Below are 17,442 nucleotides of genomic sequence, written 5' to 3' on the forward strand. Positions count from 1 at the left end.
TAAATGAAAACCATTCTCATTTTCCTTGTTCGGGCGTATCAAGTGGCGCTTTCGCCGTATTTGCCTAATTCCTGTCGTTATACGCCAACTTGCTCGCACTACATGATTCAGGCTGTTCAGAAGCATGGTGCGCTTAAAGGCGGTTGGCTGGGTCTGAAACGTATCGCAAGCTGCCACCCGTGGGGAGGTCATGGATATGATCCGGTGCCCTAAACTTTATCAACTACTTATGAAATATCCCCGCAAACTTTCATCAGGAGCAAATAACACGGTAATAGTGCTTTAAAGCTCTATACCGGGGATACACGCTCAGATATTGGCTCAGAAGCCGAAAAGATGAAGTTTGCAAATGCGGTAAATAACTTAGTGGTACACTTTGTCAGGCTGGATTATAACGAGGGCTTACAGGCTGAAATGCTTGTCATGGAGCGTATTCTACCCATTGATTATCGTGCGTATGAAGTAGAGGTACGGGAGCTTTGGTTGGATGTTTTTGAAGATGAACTTCATGCTTTGCATAAAGCCGGCTTTGTACACCACGATTTAAAACGACCTTCCGATATTGGCGGCCTGGCTTTTGATAATATTCTGTTGACTGAGCAGGGATTGCGCCTTATCGACGTAGGTACCTCCGCGCTACGCTCGCAGGTGGGAGAGAAAATTTTTGAGAAATACGTGGCGATAGAGTTGGAGGAAATGAATGTTTTTCGAACGTATTTTTTGAATAGATAACTTCTCTACCGAGTAAATTGATAGCTCAAACGGTATTTTTGCTTAGTTTTGGGCTATTATAATAGAAAGAAGATGCTACAACGTATCCATATAGAAAACTTCAAAAGCCTGAAAAATGTCACTCTTGATTTGCAAAGAGTGAATGTTTTGATTGGGCCTAATAATTCAGGAAAGACGAATTTATTGAAGGCGTTGGAGTTACTGAAAATGAGTGCAGGAACTCCATTTCAAGTACCTATTGATAATTCCTTCTTTTTTAAAAAATTAGAGGGTGAGTTAATCTTAGAAGCACACCTAGTAGACACTCAAAAAGTAGATGATATTATTAGTGTTCAATATGTTTTGAGTAATAATGTTTTATCTGGTAAAACAACTTTTTCTACATATAAAGAAAAGACGGATAAAATTAAAGCAAGTTCTATATTGGAATCCTTTTTAAGGACAGCAATGATTTATGAACCTCAACTAAAGTTTTTTACTTTACCAGGATCTCTTGAAGGCAATACCGCAACATTGGAATCTGATTTATCAAATATTATTTCATTTTTGGATGTTTTAAGGGACCAGTTTCTGGAAAATTATATAAGAATTGAAAAAAGTTTAAATATATGTATTCCTGAATTTTCAGGTTTACGATTTGGTAAAATAGTAGCAAAAGATTTTGCATCTAAAGAGATGGTTTCTAAAAAGCTGGGCCTTTACCATTTCAATCATAATGTTATTTACTGGGCTGATGAGCTCTCCGAGGGAGTACTATACTTTCTTGCTTTACTCTGCATTATTCATCAGCCCAATCCACCCAAATTATTGTTGTTGGAAGAGCCGGAGCGAGGTATTCATCCTCGTAGAATCAAAGAAGTGATCGGATTTATTAAGCAATTGGCCTATGAAAAAGACATACAAGTGATTATGACTACACATAGTCCGCTTGTACTGGATGAATTCTCAGAAACACCTGAAAGTGTATTTATCTTTGACAAAGATGCAGAAGGAGCTACTTCAATCAAAAACCTGCAAAAAGATGTAATTGAACCTGAAAATGCCGAACGTACCAAGAAGAACATGGAGCCGGTAAATTATACGGACGCTTTAGGTGAAAATTGGACTATCGGATTTTTGGGAGGAGTACCAAAATGAGAACAATCAGATATGGTTTTTACGGCGAAGATGATGCCCAAAAGATATTCCTTAGAAATTATCTGCAACGCTTTCCTGAGGCAAATTTTGAATTGGACGAAGATTTTTGTAATCGTTTCCGTGCCGGAAATAAAAAACAGGTAGATGAAAAGTTTCGGATGGTAAGCCAAGAAGGCTTCTTATGGTATCAGCATGATATTTTTTTTGTCGGGAGAGATTTAGACAGCCATCTGCAAAGCGATCATACTTCTAAGTTTAGTTGGTTTCAGAACTATGCTCATGATGTTAACAAAACACTTTTTATGATACCCGTGCAATGTATAGAACATTGGCTTTGGTATTTGAAAATTAAACGGGATAATCCCAAACTGACTAAAAATGAATCGTTGGAAACTAAACCTCGGACTGATGCAAAGCGAGCTGTTTACGGAATACCGGAAGTTGTAAATGCTATTTCCAACCCAATTGTAAATAGCCTCACCACTCATTTTGATATAGAGTGGTTGGAGAGCCGTTCTTATAGTTTTCGCCATTTTCATTCTCAGGTACAATCATTTTTAAATCAATCAGTTAGTTGATCCATGCCCTTAACGCTACCCATTTTCTTGATTATGGCCCTTTCCTCCGTGGTGGTAGGGGTGTATTTGGAACGTAAAGTGTCGGCCTTCATTCAGGACCGCTTGGGGCCGATGGAAGTGGGAAAATGGGGATTGCTGCAACTCATCGCTGATTTGCTTAAACTTCTTCAAAAAGAAGATATTGTGCCCGCCGCGGCAGACCGTAAGTTATTTCTGTTGGCCCCTTTGGTGATTTTTACAGCTATTTTCGCGGGCTATGCCGTGTTGCCGTTAAGTCCTGACTTACAAGGCTCTACTACATCCGTCGGGATTTTTTATTTGATGACCATTATTTCCGTAGATGTGATTGGGATTTTGATGGCCGGTTGGGGTTCCAACAATAAATTCGCCCTTTTCGGGGCCGTTCGTTCCGTTGCTCAAATTATTTCTTACGAAATTCCGTTGGGGTTGGTGATATTGTGTGTTGTCATGACCGCACAAACGCTCGATTTACAGACTATTAGCTATCAGCAGGGCCTTTATTCCGACGAAGTTGTGTATCTCTTTGGCCTCAAATCATTAGGGATCGATATTACTCATGTAGGTGGTTTTTTAAGTTGGAATATCATCAAAAGCCCGTTCCTAATTATAGCATATATTGTCTTCTTTATCACTACGTTAGCCGAATGCAATCGCGCTCCGTTTGATATTCCAGAAGGTGAATCTGAACTGGTGGGAGGTTTTCATACCGAGTATTCCGGGATGCGTTGGGCATTGCTGTTTTTATCCGAATACGCCATGATGCTGTTAGTGTCGTTGTTGGGCGCTGTTTTGTTTTTGGGAAGTTGGAATACTCCTTTGCCAAACATCGGCCCAATTCGCCTTGCCGACTGGACAAGTGGCGCGCCAGGCACCATTTGGGGAAACGTGACGGGCGCTTTTTGGCTCATTTTTAAAGCAGGAATTGCCATTCTCATTCAAATGTGGGTGCGTTGGACATTCCCACGTTTACGCGTTGACCAATTAATGTTCTTATGTTGGAAAGTGCTTACACCTGTAGCATTGGTATTGTTTCTTTTCTGTGGAATTTGGCGATTATTAATGGTGTAGTATGCGCCGCCGGCGAAGGCAATACTACTATCTTCGGTAAGTAGTTTGGTATAAATTAGATAGTTATGAATATCGTGCAAAAATAAATTCAACTGAAAATTGAAAAATTCAAAACCCTTTTTTCTACTTTTTTTCAAAATTATGGATGGCAGCACCCTGTCTTGCATACAAATTGGTTTCTATTTGTATACCTAAAATATTACGGGACCAATTGTTTTCGTGCGAAGCCTGTACATAAAAAAGCGCTTCCTTGAAGTTTTTTGTTTTTTGCAAAATCAAGACGTGATGCCGCCACGGAATTTGTCCACCAAGCCGGTGGATAAATTCGGGCGTGTCTCTATAAAACAGAAAGAACTGTTTCATTGAATATAAATTGCTGCGAGAAAAACCCGCTACATCCGGAAACTCTGCTTTTAAATCGATTGCTATCTGCTGTATCAACGCATCGCCCCAATTACTGCCTGACTGTCGTTCCACAATCATTCTGCCAATGTCAAAATAGAGTAAAACAAGCTCATGATGCACTGCTACTGCGGCTTTAAGCTGTGTAGTGGCAATTTTTAATTTCAGGGCTTTGAGCCAATCAATATAGGTTTTATCCAGTGCGAATTTTGCCATAGCTTATACCCCCGCTTCCTGCAATGTTGTCAATAGTGTTTGCATTTCAAAAGTGTGTATTATTTTATTAGATGAAGTTGTGTACCTGGTGTACAACTTAGCAGCTGTATAACCCGTATCGGTAATTGAAGTTGTAAGTAAAAAAATCAAAAAATGGAGCAAATCTAATGTTTTTGAATAAAATTTGGATTGAAATACTTAAACATCGTTTTGTTATATCGCTTTAATGGTAAATAACGAAGCTGCTTATACCTACTATCACCTTCAAACGCTGACAGGGTTAGCGTTTAATTCCCTATCTTTGCACACATTTTTTTAACCGAATAGCGGACATTCTTTGTAATATCTGACGTCCACTATCCAAAGTCAATACACTTAAAACATGATTTCGAAGACCTATAATCCGCGTGACATCGAAGACAAATGGTACAGTTATTGGATTGAAAATCGCTATTTCAATTCCAAGCCAAACCCTGATAAAGAGCCTTATACCGTGGTCATTCCGCCGCCCAATGTGACGGGGGTGCTGCACATGGGGCACATGCTCAACAATACCATTCAGGATGTACTCGTCCGCAAGGCGCGCATGGAAGGAAAAGAAGCATGTTGGGTGCCCGGCACAGATCACGCTTCGATTGCCACCGAAGCTAAAGTTGTGGCCATGCTTAAAGAACAGGGAATTCAGAAGAGCGACCTAACTCGTGACGAGTTTTATAAATATGCTTGGGAATGGACCGATAAATACGGCGGCATCATATTAAAGCAATTGCGTAAACTGGGTGCTTCCTGCGATTGGGATCGTACGCGTTTTACGATGGAGCCGTCTCTCTATGATGCTGTTATTGATACCTTTATTGATCTCTATAATAAAGGATACATTTACCGCGGCCACCGCATGGTCAATTGGGACCCTCAAGCCAAAACGACGGTATCAGACGAGGAGGTCAATACCAAAGAGGTAATGACAAAACTGTGCTATTTGCGTTATGAGATAGTTAATAGTTATCCGTTAACCGTTAATAGTGGCGAGGCATCGGATAACGGACAACTACTAACGGATAACGATGATTTTATCATAATTGCCACCGTTCGCCCCGAAACCATTATGGCCGACTCCGCGATCTGTGTTCACCCGGACGATGAGCGCTATAAGCACCTGCACGGTAAAAAAGCATTGATTCCGCTTATTAACCGCGAAATTCCAATTATTACCGACGAATACGTAACGATGGATTTTGGTACGGGAGCCTTAAAAGTAACACCTGCGCACGACCAAAATGACTACGATTTGGGCGTAAAACACAAGTTAGAGATCATTGACATTTTAACCGAAGACGGAAAACTCAACGAAAAAGCGCAGATTTTGGTTGGCGAAGACCGTTTTGTAGCCCGTAAAAAGATCATCAAACTGCTTGAAGAATCGGGCAATTTGGAGAAAATAGAGGATTACAAAAGCAATGTCGGGCATTCGGAACGGACCAATGCCGTAATAGAACCGCGCCTGTCGTTGCAGTGGTTTGTAAGCATGAAAGAGCTTTGCAAACCCGCCCTCGAAAACGTAATGAATGACAACATTCAATTGCATCCTCCTAAGTTTAAAAATACCTATCGGATCTGGATCGAAAATATTCGTGATTGGAACATCAGTCGTCAGTTGTGGTGGGGACAGCAAATTCCTGCGTATTATTTGTCGGACGGAACCGTCATTGTAGCCAAAAGCAAGCGGGAAGCCCTTCGCAAAGCGCAACACGAAATGCAGCTTTTTGCATTGACCGAAGCAGACCTTACGCAAGACCCTGACGTGGTAGATACATGGTTCAGCTCTTGGTTGTGGCCCATTTCGGTATTTGACGGAATCAAAGATCCCAACAACGAAGACATCAATTACTATTATCCTACCAATGACCTTGTAACGGCTCCCGAAATCCTGTTTTTCTGGGTCATGCGTATGATCATTGCGGGGTATGAATTCAGGGGTGAATTGCCTTTCCGCAATGTATACCTGACGGGAATTGTGCGGGATGCCAAAGGCCGTAAAATGTCGAAATCCTTAGGGAATTCGCCCGACCCGTTGGTACTCATCGACCAATACGGCGCGGATGGTGTTCGGACCGGAATGTTATTCAGTTCACCTGCAGGAAATGACCTATTGTTTGACGAAAAGCTTTGCGAGCAAGGCCGTAATTTCTGTAATAAGATTTGGAATGCGTTCCGATTGGTTAAAGGCTGGACTGTAGTAGAGACGCAGAACTCCAATACTCTATCTATTGAATGGTTTGAGTCAAAACTCAATCAGACCGTGGCCGAAGTGCATGATCTGTTTGCAAAATACCGCCTGTCGGATGCGCTGAATGTGACTTACAAATTGATTTGGGATGATTTCTGCTCGCAGTATTTGGAAATGATCAAGCCCGAATACGGTCAACCCATTGATAAAGCAACGTTTGATGCTACCATTGATTTCTTTGAACGTATTATGGCGCTTACACATCCTTTTATGCCGTTTATTACCGAAGAGATCTGGCAGGATATTCGTCCGAGAAGAGAGAAAGAAAGCCTTTGTGTGGCCGAATTTCCAACGGCGAGGGCGGTAAATACGAGCCTTTTGGCCGATGTTGACATATTCTTTGATATTGTAACCAACATTCGTAACCTACGCAGTACCAAAAATATCAGTCCTAAAACTGCATTGCCTTTGACGATCAAAACTGAAAATAAAGGTTTGTACCGGCCTTTTGAAGGGTTGTTGGTGAAGCTGGCCAATATTTCAGAGATCATTTACACGACCGACCAAGCAGAAGGAATGTCGTTTTTAGTGAAGGCCGATGAATTCTTTGTGAATTTGGCGGGCGAACTTGATGTTGCTGCTGAGATCGAAAACCTTCAGAAAGAATTGGAATATACGCTTGGTTTCAAGAAATCGGTAGAAAGCAAGTTGTCGAACGAGCGATTTGTGCAAAATGCCAAAGCGGATGTCGTTGAGAAAGAACGGCAGAAGCTTGCGGATGCTGAGGCGAAAATCGTAACGATTCGTGAAGCTTTGGTTCGTTTAGAAGCGTAATTTCGCTAACATATAAGGCATATGAGGTCCTATCAGTTATAGGATCTTATATGCTTTTAAGTGTTTTCTTCTTAAAAAAGAACACCCATCCTAAAGTTATCAGGTAGGCCGATGCGGTTCCTAAAATAGGAATAGAAATCAGCAGCATTGGGTTGAAGGGCATCGACTTATGCAATAATCCTACCCACGTAACTCCTACAATGGAGAGCAGAGACATAAGCGCAACTATGCGATAAAGGACGGCAAATCGTTGGCTTTTGAAAACGTTATAAAAAACCAGGCCATAACCTAAAGTAGCTATTATACTCGTTGTGATGATCTCATACCTGCTTGTCACACAGCAAATACCGAAAAGGGCTATGATAATGAAAGGAAGCTTTGTGTCAGGAAACAATTGGTTTACTTTAAGCGGCAACTGAATTGACGTTTGTTCAGGAAGAAGTAAGAATTTGAGCGTATGCCATTCGTACAAAAGTGCCAGTACATTTAAAGCTGTAAAAACGGCATCTACGTAAGGAGTTCCTCTCCAATTTTGAGAAATGGTCACCACCAATATTCCCAAATTCATGGGGATGAGCATGATCAGGCCAATGACCGAATAGCGTTGTGATAAGACCAATGCACCGCTCATTACCTGTGAAATTGCAATAAAGAAGCCAAACATCCGCAACCCATGCGGCGTTAATTGTTCAATAAGCAAAGGTGGACCGATCAATTGCCCGAAATGGCCTTCCGTGAGTTTGCATAATCCTGAAGAGGTGAATACGTAGCCTAAAAAAAGGCGAATAAGAAGCGCGTTGAAGTCTTTGAAAGTCATCGCTTTTTGTCGGACAAATTAGTCGGTCTTTTAAAAAATCCCAATCAAAACGTGATAAACGGCACAAAGCCGCTGTTGATAAATACAAAAGGCGCAGCATGAAGCCGCGCCTTTGCAAAAGGTTTTAGGGTAACTAATAAGGAATAGGTAAAACCTTGCTTTCTTTAAACGTAGAGAGTATAACCATCGTTTGTGTGTTAGCTACTTCTTCGATTTCGTTGATACATTCCAACAACAACTTCTGATACGACGCGATATCTTTCGAAATGACTTTCAGTAAAAAATCTCCTGAACCTGTAATATGGTGGCATTCTATGATTTCGGGAATTTCGTTTACTCTTCTGACAAACGAATCTGTAACATCTTTTTTGTGACCGGTCAAAGAGACTTGGATAAAAGTCGTCACGCCTAACCCTACTTTTTCGCGATCTAATTGTGCGTGATAACTTTGAATAATACCATGTTGCTCAAGTTTCTTTACCCGCTCAAGTGTAGGTGCGGGAGAAAGACCAATTTCTTTCGAAAGTTGTGCATTGGTAATTTTTGCGTTAGCTTGCAAAATGTCCAAAACCTTGCGGTCTATTTGGTCTAATTTCATGTGAAAAGCTTAATTTTTATAAAAAAGGCCGTAAACAAATATTATACTGCAAATGTAAGGACTTTGTGGAATTATTTTACAATGAAATGCTAATTTTATTCAATAAAACCAAAGAAAAAATAACTTTTAAAAAATAATTAGGAACATCAAAAATAAAATTTATTTTAAAATTGGCACGAATAATTACAAGAAAATCATCTAATATTTTTATATTTGAATTTGACAGATTTGCTTAAACCAATGAAGAAAAAGTGTGTATTTCTAGACCGTGACGGTGTTCTAAATCAAGATACGGACGGATATCTGTATCAAACAGAAGAAATGATTATTCCGGATGGAGTAGTGGAAGGACTTAGGAAGATGAAAGAAGCGGGATATTTATTGATTGTTATTACCAATCAGGCGGGTATTGCCAAAGGGTTGTATTCAAAAGAAGAGGTATGGAAATGCCATCGGTATTTTCAGGACCAATGCGGCCATTTATTGGATGATTTATATTTTTGTTCGCATCATCCTGATTTTGATACCCGCTCGCTGATGCGAAAACCCGAATCGCTTATGCTGGAAAAAGCGATTGCCAAATACGATATTGACGTAATGTCGTCTTGGATGGTAGGAGACCGTTCGCGCGATATGCAGGCCGGGAAACGCGTTGGAGTACGCACAATACACCTTACCTCCACGCCTGATAAGTCAGCGGGAGACAATTATGCCTCTAATTTCTTAGATGCCACTCAACTGGTTATTGAGTCTTACTAAGCTTTTTTGACCGTTTTTGCCGAGCTGTCATAAGCGGGGCAATATCCTTTACGGTTACAGCTTGTGGCTGTCAGTACTACCATTAGCAGAGCAAGAGAAAGTAATTTTTTCATAGTATGGTTTGAGTATTTGCGCAGGCAGTTTTTAAAAACTGCCTGCGTGTCTATACAAGTATTTATTACGAAAACCGTGCCGATTTTATTGTTAGCTATGCGCTAATTCTGTTTGGGCTTCCATATCAAGTGCTGTAGCCTTTTGCTCTTCGAGTTCACTCTCAGGTGAAGGATTGCCGCCGGTATAACCCAAGATAGTCATCATACTGTCGCTGTCCTGTTGAGCCGCAAACAATTTGGTGACGATATTGCCATCTTCATCGCGGTCTACCAAAACGTGTTGTGCGGCCGGTATCAGGCAATGCTGAATGCCGCCGTAGCCACCCAATGATTCCTGATATGCTCCGGTATGGAAAAACCCTACGTATTGAACTTCGTTGTCAAGGTCAAAGACCGGCAAATATAAATCGGCACTGTGCGCTTCTGTGTTATAAAAATCCTGAGAATCACAGGTTAAGCCACCGATGTTTACTTTTTGGTATGGATTATCCCAGTTATTGACCGCCAGCATGATGTACTTTTGATTCATCCCCCAAGAGTCCGGCAAATGAGTGATGAACGAACCGTCGATCATGTACCACATTTCCTTGTCATTTTGGAGTTTTTGGTCAATGATCTGATAAATAACAGCGCCGCTCTCGCCAACGGTATAACTTCCGAATTCCGTAAAAAGATGCGGAACCGGAACATTATTTTTGTTACAGATCCACTGAATGTTTTCTACGATCTCATCGATCATTTGCTGATAGTCGTAGTTAAACTGCAATGATGTCTGAATTGGAAGCCCGCCGCCTATGTCAATAGAGTCAAGATCAGGACAGATCTTTTTCAGTTCGCAGTATTTGAACATAAAACGCGTCAATTCACTCCAATAGTAGGCCGTATCTTTCATGCCCGTATTGATGAAGAAATGAAGCATTTTAAGCTTAAACTTCGGGTTATTTTGGATCTTATCTTTGTACAGGTCATTGATGTCGCTGTACCGTACGCCCAAACGGGAAGTATAAAACGCAAAATTCGGTTCTTCGTCGGTCGCGATCCGAATGGCGAAATTGACAGATTCAGCCGTGACATTTTGTTCGTAATACTCAATTTCGCGCAGGTTATCCAACACAGGCATTACATTGTATCCTTCATTGATAAGCTCTGTAATGGCTTTTTGATAGCGCGGCAACTTATAACCGTTGCAGATGATGTACGTACTTTTGCTGATTTTTCCTGCCTTGTAGAGATTCCTGATGATGGGAATATCAAACGCAGACGAGGTTTCGATGTGGATGTTATGCTTTAATGCCTCTTCTAAGACAAAACTAAAATGAGAAGATTTGGTGCAATAACAATAGGTATAAGAACCCTTGTAATTGAAACGCTTAAACGCATTTTTGAAAAACTGCTTAGCGTTGCCAATGTGCTCACCGATCTTGGGTAAATAAGTGATTTTTAGGGGTGTACCATACTGGCGGATAATGTCCATAAGGGGTACATTGTTAAACGACAGCTCGTCGTTTTGGACGTTAAACTCCAGCGTGGGGAATTCAAACGTCTGCTCAATTAGATTTGTGTAGGAACTTTTCATTTTGCCTTGGAAGCATAAAAAGTGTGTTTGGTGAAACAAAAAAAGCTTGCGAAATTCTGCGAAAATAACGGGTTTTGCAAGAAAAAAGTGCAAAAAACGTCCCATTATTCTTTACTTTTGTTGACGGATAAGTGGGACATACCACGGCCGCTGCGGTTTCCGGTTTGTGTAATTTATATTTTCTCCGATGTTATTTTCTTTTTTTAGAAGTGAACGAGCACTTACTTCACTGCTTTGGTTTGGGGTCGCTTTCAGGGTTTTTCTTTATTTTTTTATCTCTCCTTTTGGGGCAGATGCCCACGGCGAAGTGATCAATTTTATTGCTGTTCACCACCGTCTTCCACACACACGCGAAACGTTTTGTGCCATGCATCCGCCGCTGTATTATTTACTTGCGCAGCCTTTTTATGCGTTTGATACACTTTATGATCTGAAAGTGACGCAATTGTTATCGGTCATTTTATCGTGTCTTAATTTGTACGTCGTGTATTTGTTGGTAAAACATTATTTTAAAAATACGCTGACCCGCAATGTAAGTTTTTTGTTGGCTACTTTTCTTCATTCGTATATTACCTTTTCTTTATATGTTACCAACGACAGCCTGTCGTATCTCGTAGGAACGTGGTGCTTTTGGCTGTTAGCGCGTTATTTTCAAGCTCCTTCCGCCAAATCAGAACGTTGGTTGGCGTTGGCGCTCGGGATAGGGCTTTTGACCAAAGGGACTTTTTTAGCCTTTGTGCCGGTCATTTTTGGGGCGGTAGCGCTGACGTTGTGGTATCTTAAACTCAGTTGGAAACAAATCATTTTACGTCTACTGTTGCCGGTAGTCATTACAGCGGCAGTGGGAGGGTATAAGTTTGCCGAAAACATTTACTATGAGGGCCGTCCTGTGGTTCATAATATGGATGTGTTGCCGTTGGACGACCAAAAGACCTATATTGGTTTGAAAAGTTTTTACGGTTTTCATTTGCTGCGTCTGATGAAATCTCCCGTCATTTATAACGGCGACCCCAAATTATTGCATGTTTATCCAATCGTGTTGTACAGTACCTTTTGGTATAAATTCGCCGATCTCGAAAACGATTTTAATTTGGGCGTAAAAACCCGTTTCAGATACATAGGAAGCCTGATCTATTTGGTTGCCATGATTCCAACGTTGCTTATATTGCTTGGGTTGGGGTTAATGATAAAGCAAACATTTCGATTTTTCCTGCGAATGCGCGCCCTTACGGCGGCAGAATTTACAGAAAACATTGAAAAAAGCACTTGGCTGGGCCTGTTCGTGGTAAGTGTAGCGTTGATGCTCGTTGCGGGTTTCAAATACGATGCATGGTCGTGTTTTCAGGGGCGCTTATTTCTGCAATCCTTCTTCAGTTTGTTGGCAATGTTATACTTCGGACTCACGTATCTGCAATCCCGGAGTACGCTTTTGTTTAAGGTCGGCATGTATGGTATGATAGGTTTGGCATTTTTATACAGTATTTATTTTGGGGTTGAATGTTTATATAAGTTTATTGCCTAATAAACCTTTCACCAAATAATGTCTAAATACGTAGCCGCCATTGACCAGGGTACCACCAGTACCCGTTGCATTATTTTTGACCGTCAGGGGAATATCATTTCAGTGGGTCAGAAAGAACACCAACAGATTTATCCTCAACCCGGTTGGGTAGAGCACAATCCCGAAGAAATTTGGAAAAACACCCTGGAAGTTATCGCCAAAGCCCGTATCAAATCGTCGATTGCGGCCACCGATATTGCGGCCGTGGGCATCACTAACCAACGCGAAACAACCGCCGTTTGGAATCGTCGTAGCGGAAAACCTTACTATAATGCCTTGGTGTGGCAGGATACCCGCACGGGTGACTTGGTCAATCACTTTGCCCAAGACGGCGGTCAGGATCGTTTTCGGGCCAAAACAGGTTTGCCCTTGGCCACGTATTTCAGCGGGTTAAAATTGAGATGGTTGTTGGATAATGTGCCCGGCTTGCGTGAAGACGCCGAAAAAGGCGAAGCTATTTTCGGCAATATGGACACTTTTCTGATCTGGAACCTGACCGGCGGGATTCATGGCGGAAAGCACGTAACGGATGTAACCAATGCAAGCCGTACACAATTGATGAACCTTGAAACGTTGGCTTGGGATCCGGATATGTTAGCCGCTTTTGAAATTCCATCGGTGATGCTGCCGGAAATCAAAAGCAGCAGTGAAGTATATGGAAATGTTGTGTTGGATGTATTGCCGAATGTGCCGATTGCGGGCGATCTGGGTGATCAACACGCCGCATTGGTGGGCCAAACGTGCTTTGAGCCGGGGCAGGCTAAAAACACCTATGGAACGGGTTGTTTTATGCTTTTGAATACAGGCACTGAATTAAAAATATCTACGCAGGGATTGCTTACAACGATTGCCTATAAGTTTGGAAATCAGCCCGTTAATTATGCGCTGGAAGGGAGCGTTGCCATTGCGGGAGCGTTGGTTCAGTGGTTGCGCGATAATTTAGGTATGATCGAAAAAAGCAGCGATGTTGAAACCTTGGCGAAGTCGGTGGAAGATAACGGGGGAGCGTATTTTGTACCGGCGTTTTCGGGTTTGTACGCACCTTATTGGAAAGCCGATGCCCGCGGAGTGATCGCCGGTTTGACGCGCTACGTAACCAAGGCGCATATTGCGCGAGCCGTATTGGAAGCAACGGCGTATCAAACGTTGGACGTAATGAATGCGATGGAAAAAGACGCCGATATTGAGCTTAAATCACTTCGCGTGGACGGTGGAATGGTTGCCAATGAGACACTTATGCAGTTTCAGGCCGATATGCTTGATGTGCCGGTAGTGTGCCCTGCCGTAACGGAAACGACGGCATTAGGCGCGGCTTACGCAGCGGGTTTGGCCGTAGGATATTGGGAAAATTTCGATGATTTGCGCCAAAATTGGGGAATTGCCCAAACGTGGAATCCTACAATGGAAAGCGCACAACGGGATAAATTATACAAGGGCTGGCATAAAGCCGTCGAACGCTCTTTTGGCTGGGAAGACTGAAAAAAGCGTAGAGTTGAAAGTGTAAAGTAGAGAGTGGGGAGTTAAGTAGTCAAGCAGAAGGTTTGGGGTTTAAAGGAAAAGTATTGCTGGGAGGGCGTGCCGGTCGGGTTGTGAGCAACCCTCCGCACGGCAAGTATATCCCTGTGCAGAGGGTTGCTCACAACCCGACCGGCACGCCCTCCAACCGTTACCGGAGAAGGCTTACTGTTTACTTAAAAGTCGCACTTATTACTTTACATCTTACACTTTCAACTCTACGCTTTCTCCTCTTTCCCTGTTTTTTTCTCAAATAATTGCTTAAAATCAGGGCTTTCGGTACCGATCCATTTGTCCCAAAAAGTAAAATACAGCCCGTAGTTGTATTTGAATTGGGAATGATGTAGGCTGTGGTGCGTGGCTCCGATCCACCATTTGCCAAACCAATGACGATGAAAATCGCGGGGATAAAGCTCCGTGTTGAGGTGATTGATGACACTTGTGGCGGTCATGATCAATAAAATAATGCCGATAGCAATATAATGGAGCGGAATAATAAACAGCAGGATCGGCAGCACAATTGCCTGTAAGATACTTTCTGCCGGATGAAATGAAAACGAAGTCCAGGCCGATGTGGTGATGCTGTCATGGTGGGCTTTGTGTACCCATTTATAGACTCGGGGACGATGCATCCATCGGTGCAGCCAATAGTAATACGTTTCGTGGCAAAAGAGAATGATCAGGATGCTGATGACGAACCATAGCGTAGAATGCTCATGAAAATCGGTATAGATCTGTGTGTATCCTTTTTGCCAAGCAACCACCATTCCTGTACCGATAAGCGCAAAAATAAGTGCTGTAATGAACGAAAAACCGATTTCCCGCCAATGTTGTTTTTCCCGGCGGGGGCGTTGATTTACCTCACGGGATTGAAAATAATCCCGGTATTTTACTTTGAACAGATAATGGAATAAAGCGGCAATAAATACATAGCGCCCAAAGATCCCTAAAAACAGGTAAAAAGCAGTTTGAGCAAAAATGTCGGGTTGCGTAAAATCAATGCCTTCCATGCGTTTTTAACTGCTTTTTGCCCGTTTTAGGTATTATTCATTAAAAATCAGTGATCGGGAGTTGCAATTGAGGGGCCGGGCTTGGCAATATTCCCATATTTATGTAGTCCCAAGTGGCCAGTGCGATCATTGCGCCATTGTCGGTTGACCAACGAAGTGGTGGGAGACAAAGCTCAATTCCAAGGTTTTGGCAGAGTTTCGATGCTTCTGATCTCAATTGAGGACTTGCGGCTACGCCACCGACAACAACTAATGATGCACAGTCCCGCTTTGCAATAGCACGTTTGCATTTTGTAATTAATATGTCCATTACCGCTTCAACAAAAGAGGCGGCAACATCTTCTGCTACAAATGAATCGACAGAAGCCAAGTATCTGGTAACGGCGGATTTAAGTCCTGAAAGCGAAAATTCTAAGCCTTCATTTATCATTGGCCTCGGAAAAGGAATGGAAGGAGTGCCTTTAAATGCCATTTTATCAAGGGCGGGGCCGGCCGGATAACTCAGCCCCAACATTCTTCCCACTTTGTCATACGCTTCGCCAACGGAGTCATCACGGGTAGAACCCAATAATTCTATGTTGACCGGATCTTTCATGTAAGCCAAAAAAGTGTGTCCTCCTGATACAAGTAGAATAATGGCCGGGTACTTAACTCGTTGTTCTTCAAGATCGGCGCTTCGTAAATGGCCTCGCAGGTGATTTATGCCAATTACCTGTTTATTCCAACCCATGCCTAAGCCGGCAGCGGTATTTAGCCCAACCAACAGTGATCCGATCAGGCCCGGACCGCGCGTCACCCCAATGGCTCTGATATCTTTGGGCGTTAGATTGGCCTTTAAAAACGTTTCCTTTATCGTTGGCAGGATCGTTACAACGTGGGCCCGACTGGCAAATTCCGGGAATACCCCTCCAAACTGTGAATGGATCGTTGTTTGAGAAGCCGTTACAGATGACAACACATTGCCTTTAGAATCAACGATAGCTACTGAGGTATCGTCGCAGGATGTCTCTATGCCTAAAATAAGGTCAGACATTATTGTAAGATATTAAATAGTTCATCAGGAGATATTTTTCCATTCCGTTGTACGGATGGAGGATCAACACGACAGTTTATGATCGTGGAAGAATTATCGTTACGGATACCGCCATCTACCACCAAATCAGGTGTTCCGTTCAACTCTGCCAAAATTTCATCAACAGTAACCGGCGTAATCGGTTGGCCGTGTTTATTGGCACTTGTTACCAATAAAGGCCCTGTCTTTTCCAAAACGTCCAAAAGCCATTGATCATTCGGAATTCGGATGGCCACCTCTTCTCTGCCTTGCAGCCACGGTAATAACGGGCCATTTTCGAATCCAAGTACCAACGTAACGGCGCCCGGGATATAGGATGAAGCCAAAAGTTTTTTTGCATTAGTATTCAGATCCAGCCCCATTCGATTTAAATCGTTGACTGACGCTACCATGATGGGCAGCGTCTGATGTTTGGGACGAGATTTAAGTTCGAATATACCTTCGACAGCCTTTGGCTTGGTTGGCAGTGCGGCTAAACCATATACAGTATCTGTCGGGAGTAATACAACGCCTCCTTCCAAAAGGCATTCTACGGTTGTACTTACATCGTTAGACTTATTCATATAAATTAATTGTTTGCTCAGTTATTGGTGTGACATAGTTGGGCGTGTAAACGGCTCTGTCAAGAAACAGATCACTCTTTTCTATCAATAATGAGGCATCGCAGGATTGGATTTTACTGTCAGTAATGATCTTGTCCGGAAACAGTTCTATTATTCTGTCTCTGTGATGACCTGCAACAATAAAATCGTCTATTCCGGAAGCAACTTCCTTCACCACCTCTTCAAGGGGGCCATATTTTATCGTGACCAATTTATCGTTATAGAGACCCACATAAGCCGTATTTTTGATCGATCTTATTGTGCAAATGACCGGCTTTTGATACTTTTCCCAACACTCAATTCCGATCAGTTCCATTGACGGAACCGGGTATACCGGTACTTCGAGGCTGTAAGCTAAGCCATTGGCAAAGGCAACTCCTGTTCTGACCACACTTGTACCACCTGGCCCGATGTCGACAATTATTTTTTTTATTTCATTGGCACTCCTGTTAACAGATTCTAAACTCCTTGTGACCAATACGTAAATATCTCTGTTATCGTTTAAGGATGCATCACTTTTGGAATTGAATAATATGGTGGAATTCTCGCCTAAAATTATCTCAAACTGAAGATTTGAGGTTGAAATGCCGAGTGTTAAATCCAT

The 17,442-nt window shown here is 42.3% G+C and carries 17 protein-coding genes; 9 read left to right on the forward strand and 8 right to left on the reverse strand.

Going from position 1 to position 17,442, the window contains the following annotated elements; genetic code table 11:
- Positions 1-3 precede the first annotated feature (3 nt).
- The 5 genes from yidD to ACQY73_RS31290 all read left to right on the forward strand — a co-directional run bounded on the left by yidD (position 4) and on the right by ACQY73_RS31290 (position 3,536).
- Positions 4-213, forward strand: coding sequence for a membrane protein insertion efficiency factor YidD (yidD, locus tag ACQY73_RS31270; protein ID WP_428658104.1), 210 nt, complete (start codon positions 4-6; stop codon positions 211-213).
- 123 nt (positions 214-336) lie between these two features.
- A complete protein-coding gene (locus ACQY73_RS31275) occupies positions 337-732 on the forward strand; it encodes a hypothetical protein (protein WP_428658105.1) in 396 nt (131 codons plus the stop codon).
- A 72-nt stretch (positions 733-804) separates the two neighbouring features.
- Positions 805-1,869 (forward strand): AAA family ATPase, encoded by a 1,065-nt coding sequence (locus ACQY73_RS31280; RefSeq protein ID WP_428658106.1) that lies wholly within the window; start codon positions 805-807, stop codon positions 1,867-1,869.
- The gene (locus ACQY73_RS31285; protein WP_428658107.1) at positions 1,866-2,447 is read left to right on the forward strand and encodes a hypothetical protein; all 582 of its coding nucleotides are present in this window, start codon (positions 1,866-1,868) and stop codon (positions 2,445-2,447) included. Before ACQY73_RS31280 ends, ACQY73_RS31285 begins: the two co-directional genes overlap by 4 nt.
- Before the next feature lie 3 nt (positions 2,448-2,450).
- Entirely contained in the window at positions 2,451-3,536 is a 1,086-nt protein-coding gene (locus tag ACQY73_RS31290; protein ID WP_428658108.1) for a complex I subunit 1/NuoH family protein, read from the forward strand.
- 123 nt (positions 3,537-3,659) lie between these two features.
- On the opposite strand, the gene ACQY73_RS31295 is transcribed toward ACQY73_RS31290, so the two are convergent.
- A complete protein-coding gene (locus ACQY73_RS31295) occupies positions 3,660-4,154 on the reverse strand; it encodes a DUF1016 N-terminal domain-containing protein (RefSeq protein ID WP_428658109.1) in 495 nt (164 codons plus the stop codon).
- 382 nt (positions 4,155-4,536) lie between these two features.
- Between ACQY73_RS31295 and ACQY73_RS31300 the strand changes: the two genes are divergently transcribed.
- Positions 4,537-7,215, forward strand: coding sequence for a valine--tRNA ligase (locus tag ACQY73_RS31300; RefSeq protein ID WP_428658110.1), 2,679 nt, complete (start codon positions 4,537-4,539; stop codon positions 7,213-7,215).
- 46 nt (positions 7,216-7,261) lie between these two features.
- Here ACQY73_RS31300 and ACQY73_RS31305 read toward each other — a convergent pair whose 3' ends face one another.
- Both ACQY73_RS31305 and ACQY73_RS31310 read right to left on the reverse strand, forming a co-directional pair.
- Positions 7,262-8,032, reverse strand: coding sequence for a hypothetical protein (locus tag ACQY73_RS31305; protein ID WP_428658111.1), 771 nt, complete (start codon positions 8,030-8,032; stop codon positions 7,262-7,264).
- A 133-nt stretch (positions 8,033-8,165) separates the two neighbouring features.
- Complete coding sequence (locus ACQY73_RS31310) at positions 8,166-8,630, reverse strand: Lrp/AsnC family transcriptional regulator (protein ID WP_013929398.1); 465 nt, start codon at positions 8,628-8,630, stop codon at positions 8,166-8,168.
- Positions 8,631-8,870: 240 nt separating this feature from the next.
- Here ACQY73_RS31310 and ACQY73_RS31315 point away from each other — a divergent pair, with 240 nt between their 5' ends.
- Positions 8,871-9,389, forward strand: a complete 519-nt coding sequence (locus tag ACQY73_RS31315; protein WP_428658112.1) for a D-glycero-alpha-D-manno-heptose-1,7-bisphosphate 7-phosphatase — start codon at positions 8,871-8,873, stop codon at positions 9,387-9,389.
- Between the two features lie 204 nt (positions 9,390-9,593).
- Here ACQY73_RS31315 and ACQY73_RS31320 read toward each other — a convergent pair whose 3' ends face one another.
- Positions 9,594-11,078: an arginine decarboxylase gene (locus ACQY73_RS31320; RefSeq protein WP_428658113.1), complete on the reverse strand. Its 1,485-nt coding sequence runs from the start codon at positions 11,076-11,078 to the stop codon at positions 9,594-9,596.
- A gap of 187 nt (positions 11,079-11,265) precedes the next feature.
- Here ACQY73_RS31320 and ACQY73_RS31325 point away from each other — a divergent pair, with 187 nt between their 5' ends.
- Positions 11,266-12,600 carry a glycosyltransferase family 39 protein gene (locus tag ACQY73_RS31325; protein ID WP_428658114.1) on the forward strand — a complete coding sequence of 445 codons (1,335 nt, stop codon included), beginning with the start codon at positions 11,266-11,268 and terminating at the stop codon, positions 12,598-12,600.
- Between the two features lie 18 nt (positions 12,601-12,618).
- The gene (glpK, locus tag ACQY73_RS31330) at positions 12,619-14,118 is read left to right on the forward strand and encodes a glycerol kinase GlpK (protein WP_428658115.1); all 1,500 of its coding nucleotides are present in this window, start codon (positions 12,619-12,621) and stop codon (positions 14,116-14,118) included.
- Positions 14,119-14,372: 254 nt separating this feature from the next.
- Here the strand turns inward: glpK and ACQY73_RS31335 are convergent, their stop codons facing one another.
- From ACQY73_RS31335 to ACQY73_RS31350, 4 genes are read right to left on the reverse strand one after another with little or no spacing between them, the layout of a single operon-like run.
- Positions 14,373-15,164, reverse strand: coding sequence for a sterol desaturase family protein (locus tag ACQY73_RS31335; protein ID WP_428658116.1), 792 nt, complete (start codon positions 15,162-15,164; stop codon positions 14,373-14,375).
- A gap of 40 nt (positions 15,165-15,204) precedes the next feature.
- Positions 15,205-16,197, reverse strand: a complete 993-nt coding sequence (gene tsaD / locus ACQY73_RS31340; protein ID WP_428658117.1) for a tRNA (adenosine(37)-N6)-threonylcarbamoyltransferase complex transferase subunit TsaD — start codon at positions 16,195-16,197, stop codon at positions 15,205-15,207.
- On the reverse strand, positions 16,197-16,799 hold the full coding sequence (locus ACQY73_RS31345; RefSeq protein ID WP_428658118.1) for an L-threonylcarbamoyladenylate synthase: 603 nt from the start codon (positions 16,797-16,799) through the stop codon (positions 16,197-16,199). Before ACQY73_RS31345 ends, tsaD begins: the two co-directional genes overlap by 1 nt.
- Positions 16,792-17,442: a hypothetical protein gene (locus tag ACQY73_RS31350; RefSeq protein WP_428658119.1), complete on the reverse strand. Its 651-nt coding sequence runs from the start codon at positions 17,440-17,442 to the stop codon at positions 16,792-16,794. The genes ACQY73_RS31345 and ACQY73_RS31350 overlap by 8 nt, the downstream gene beginning before the upstream one ends.

The sequence above is a fragment of the Runella sp. genome, from assembly GCF_965279615.1.
Classification (GTDB): domain Bacteria; phylum Bacteroidota; class Bacteroidia; order Cytophagales; family Spirosomataceae; genus Runella.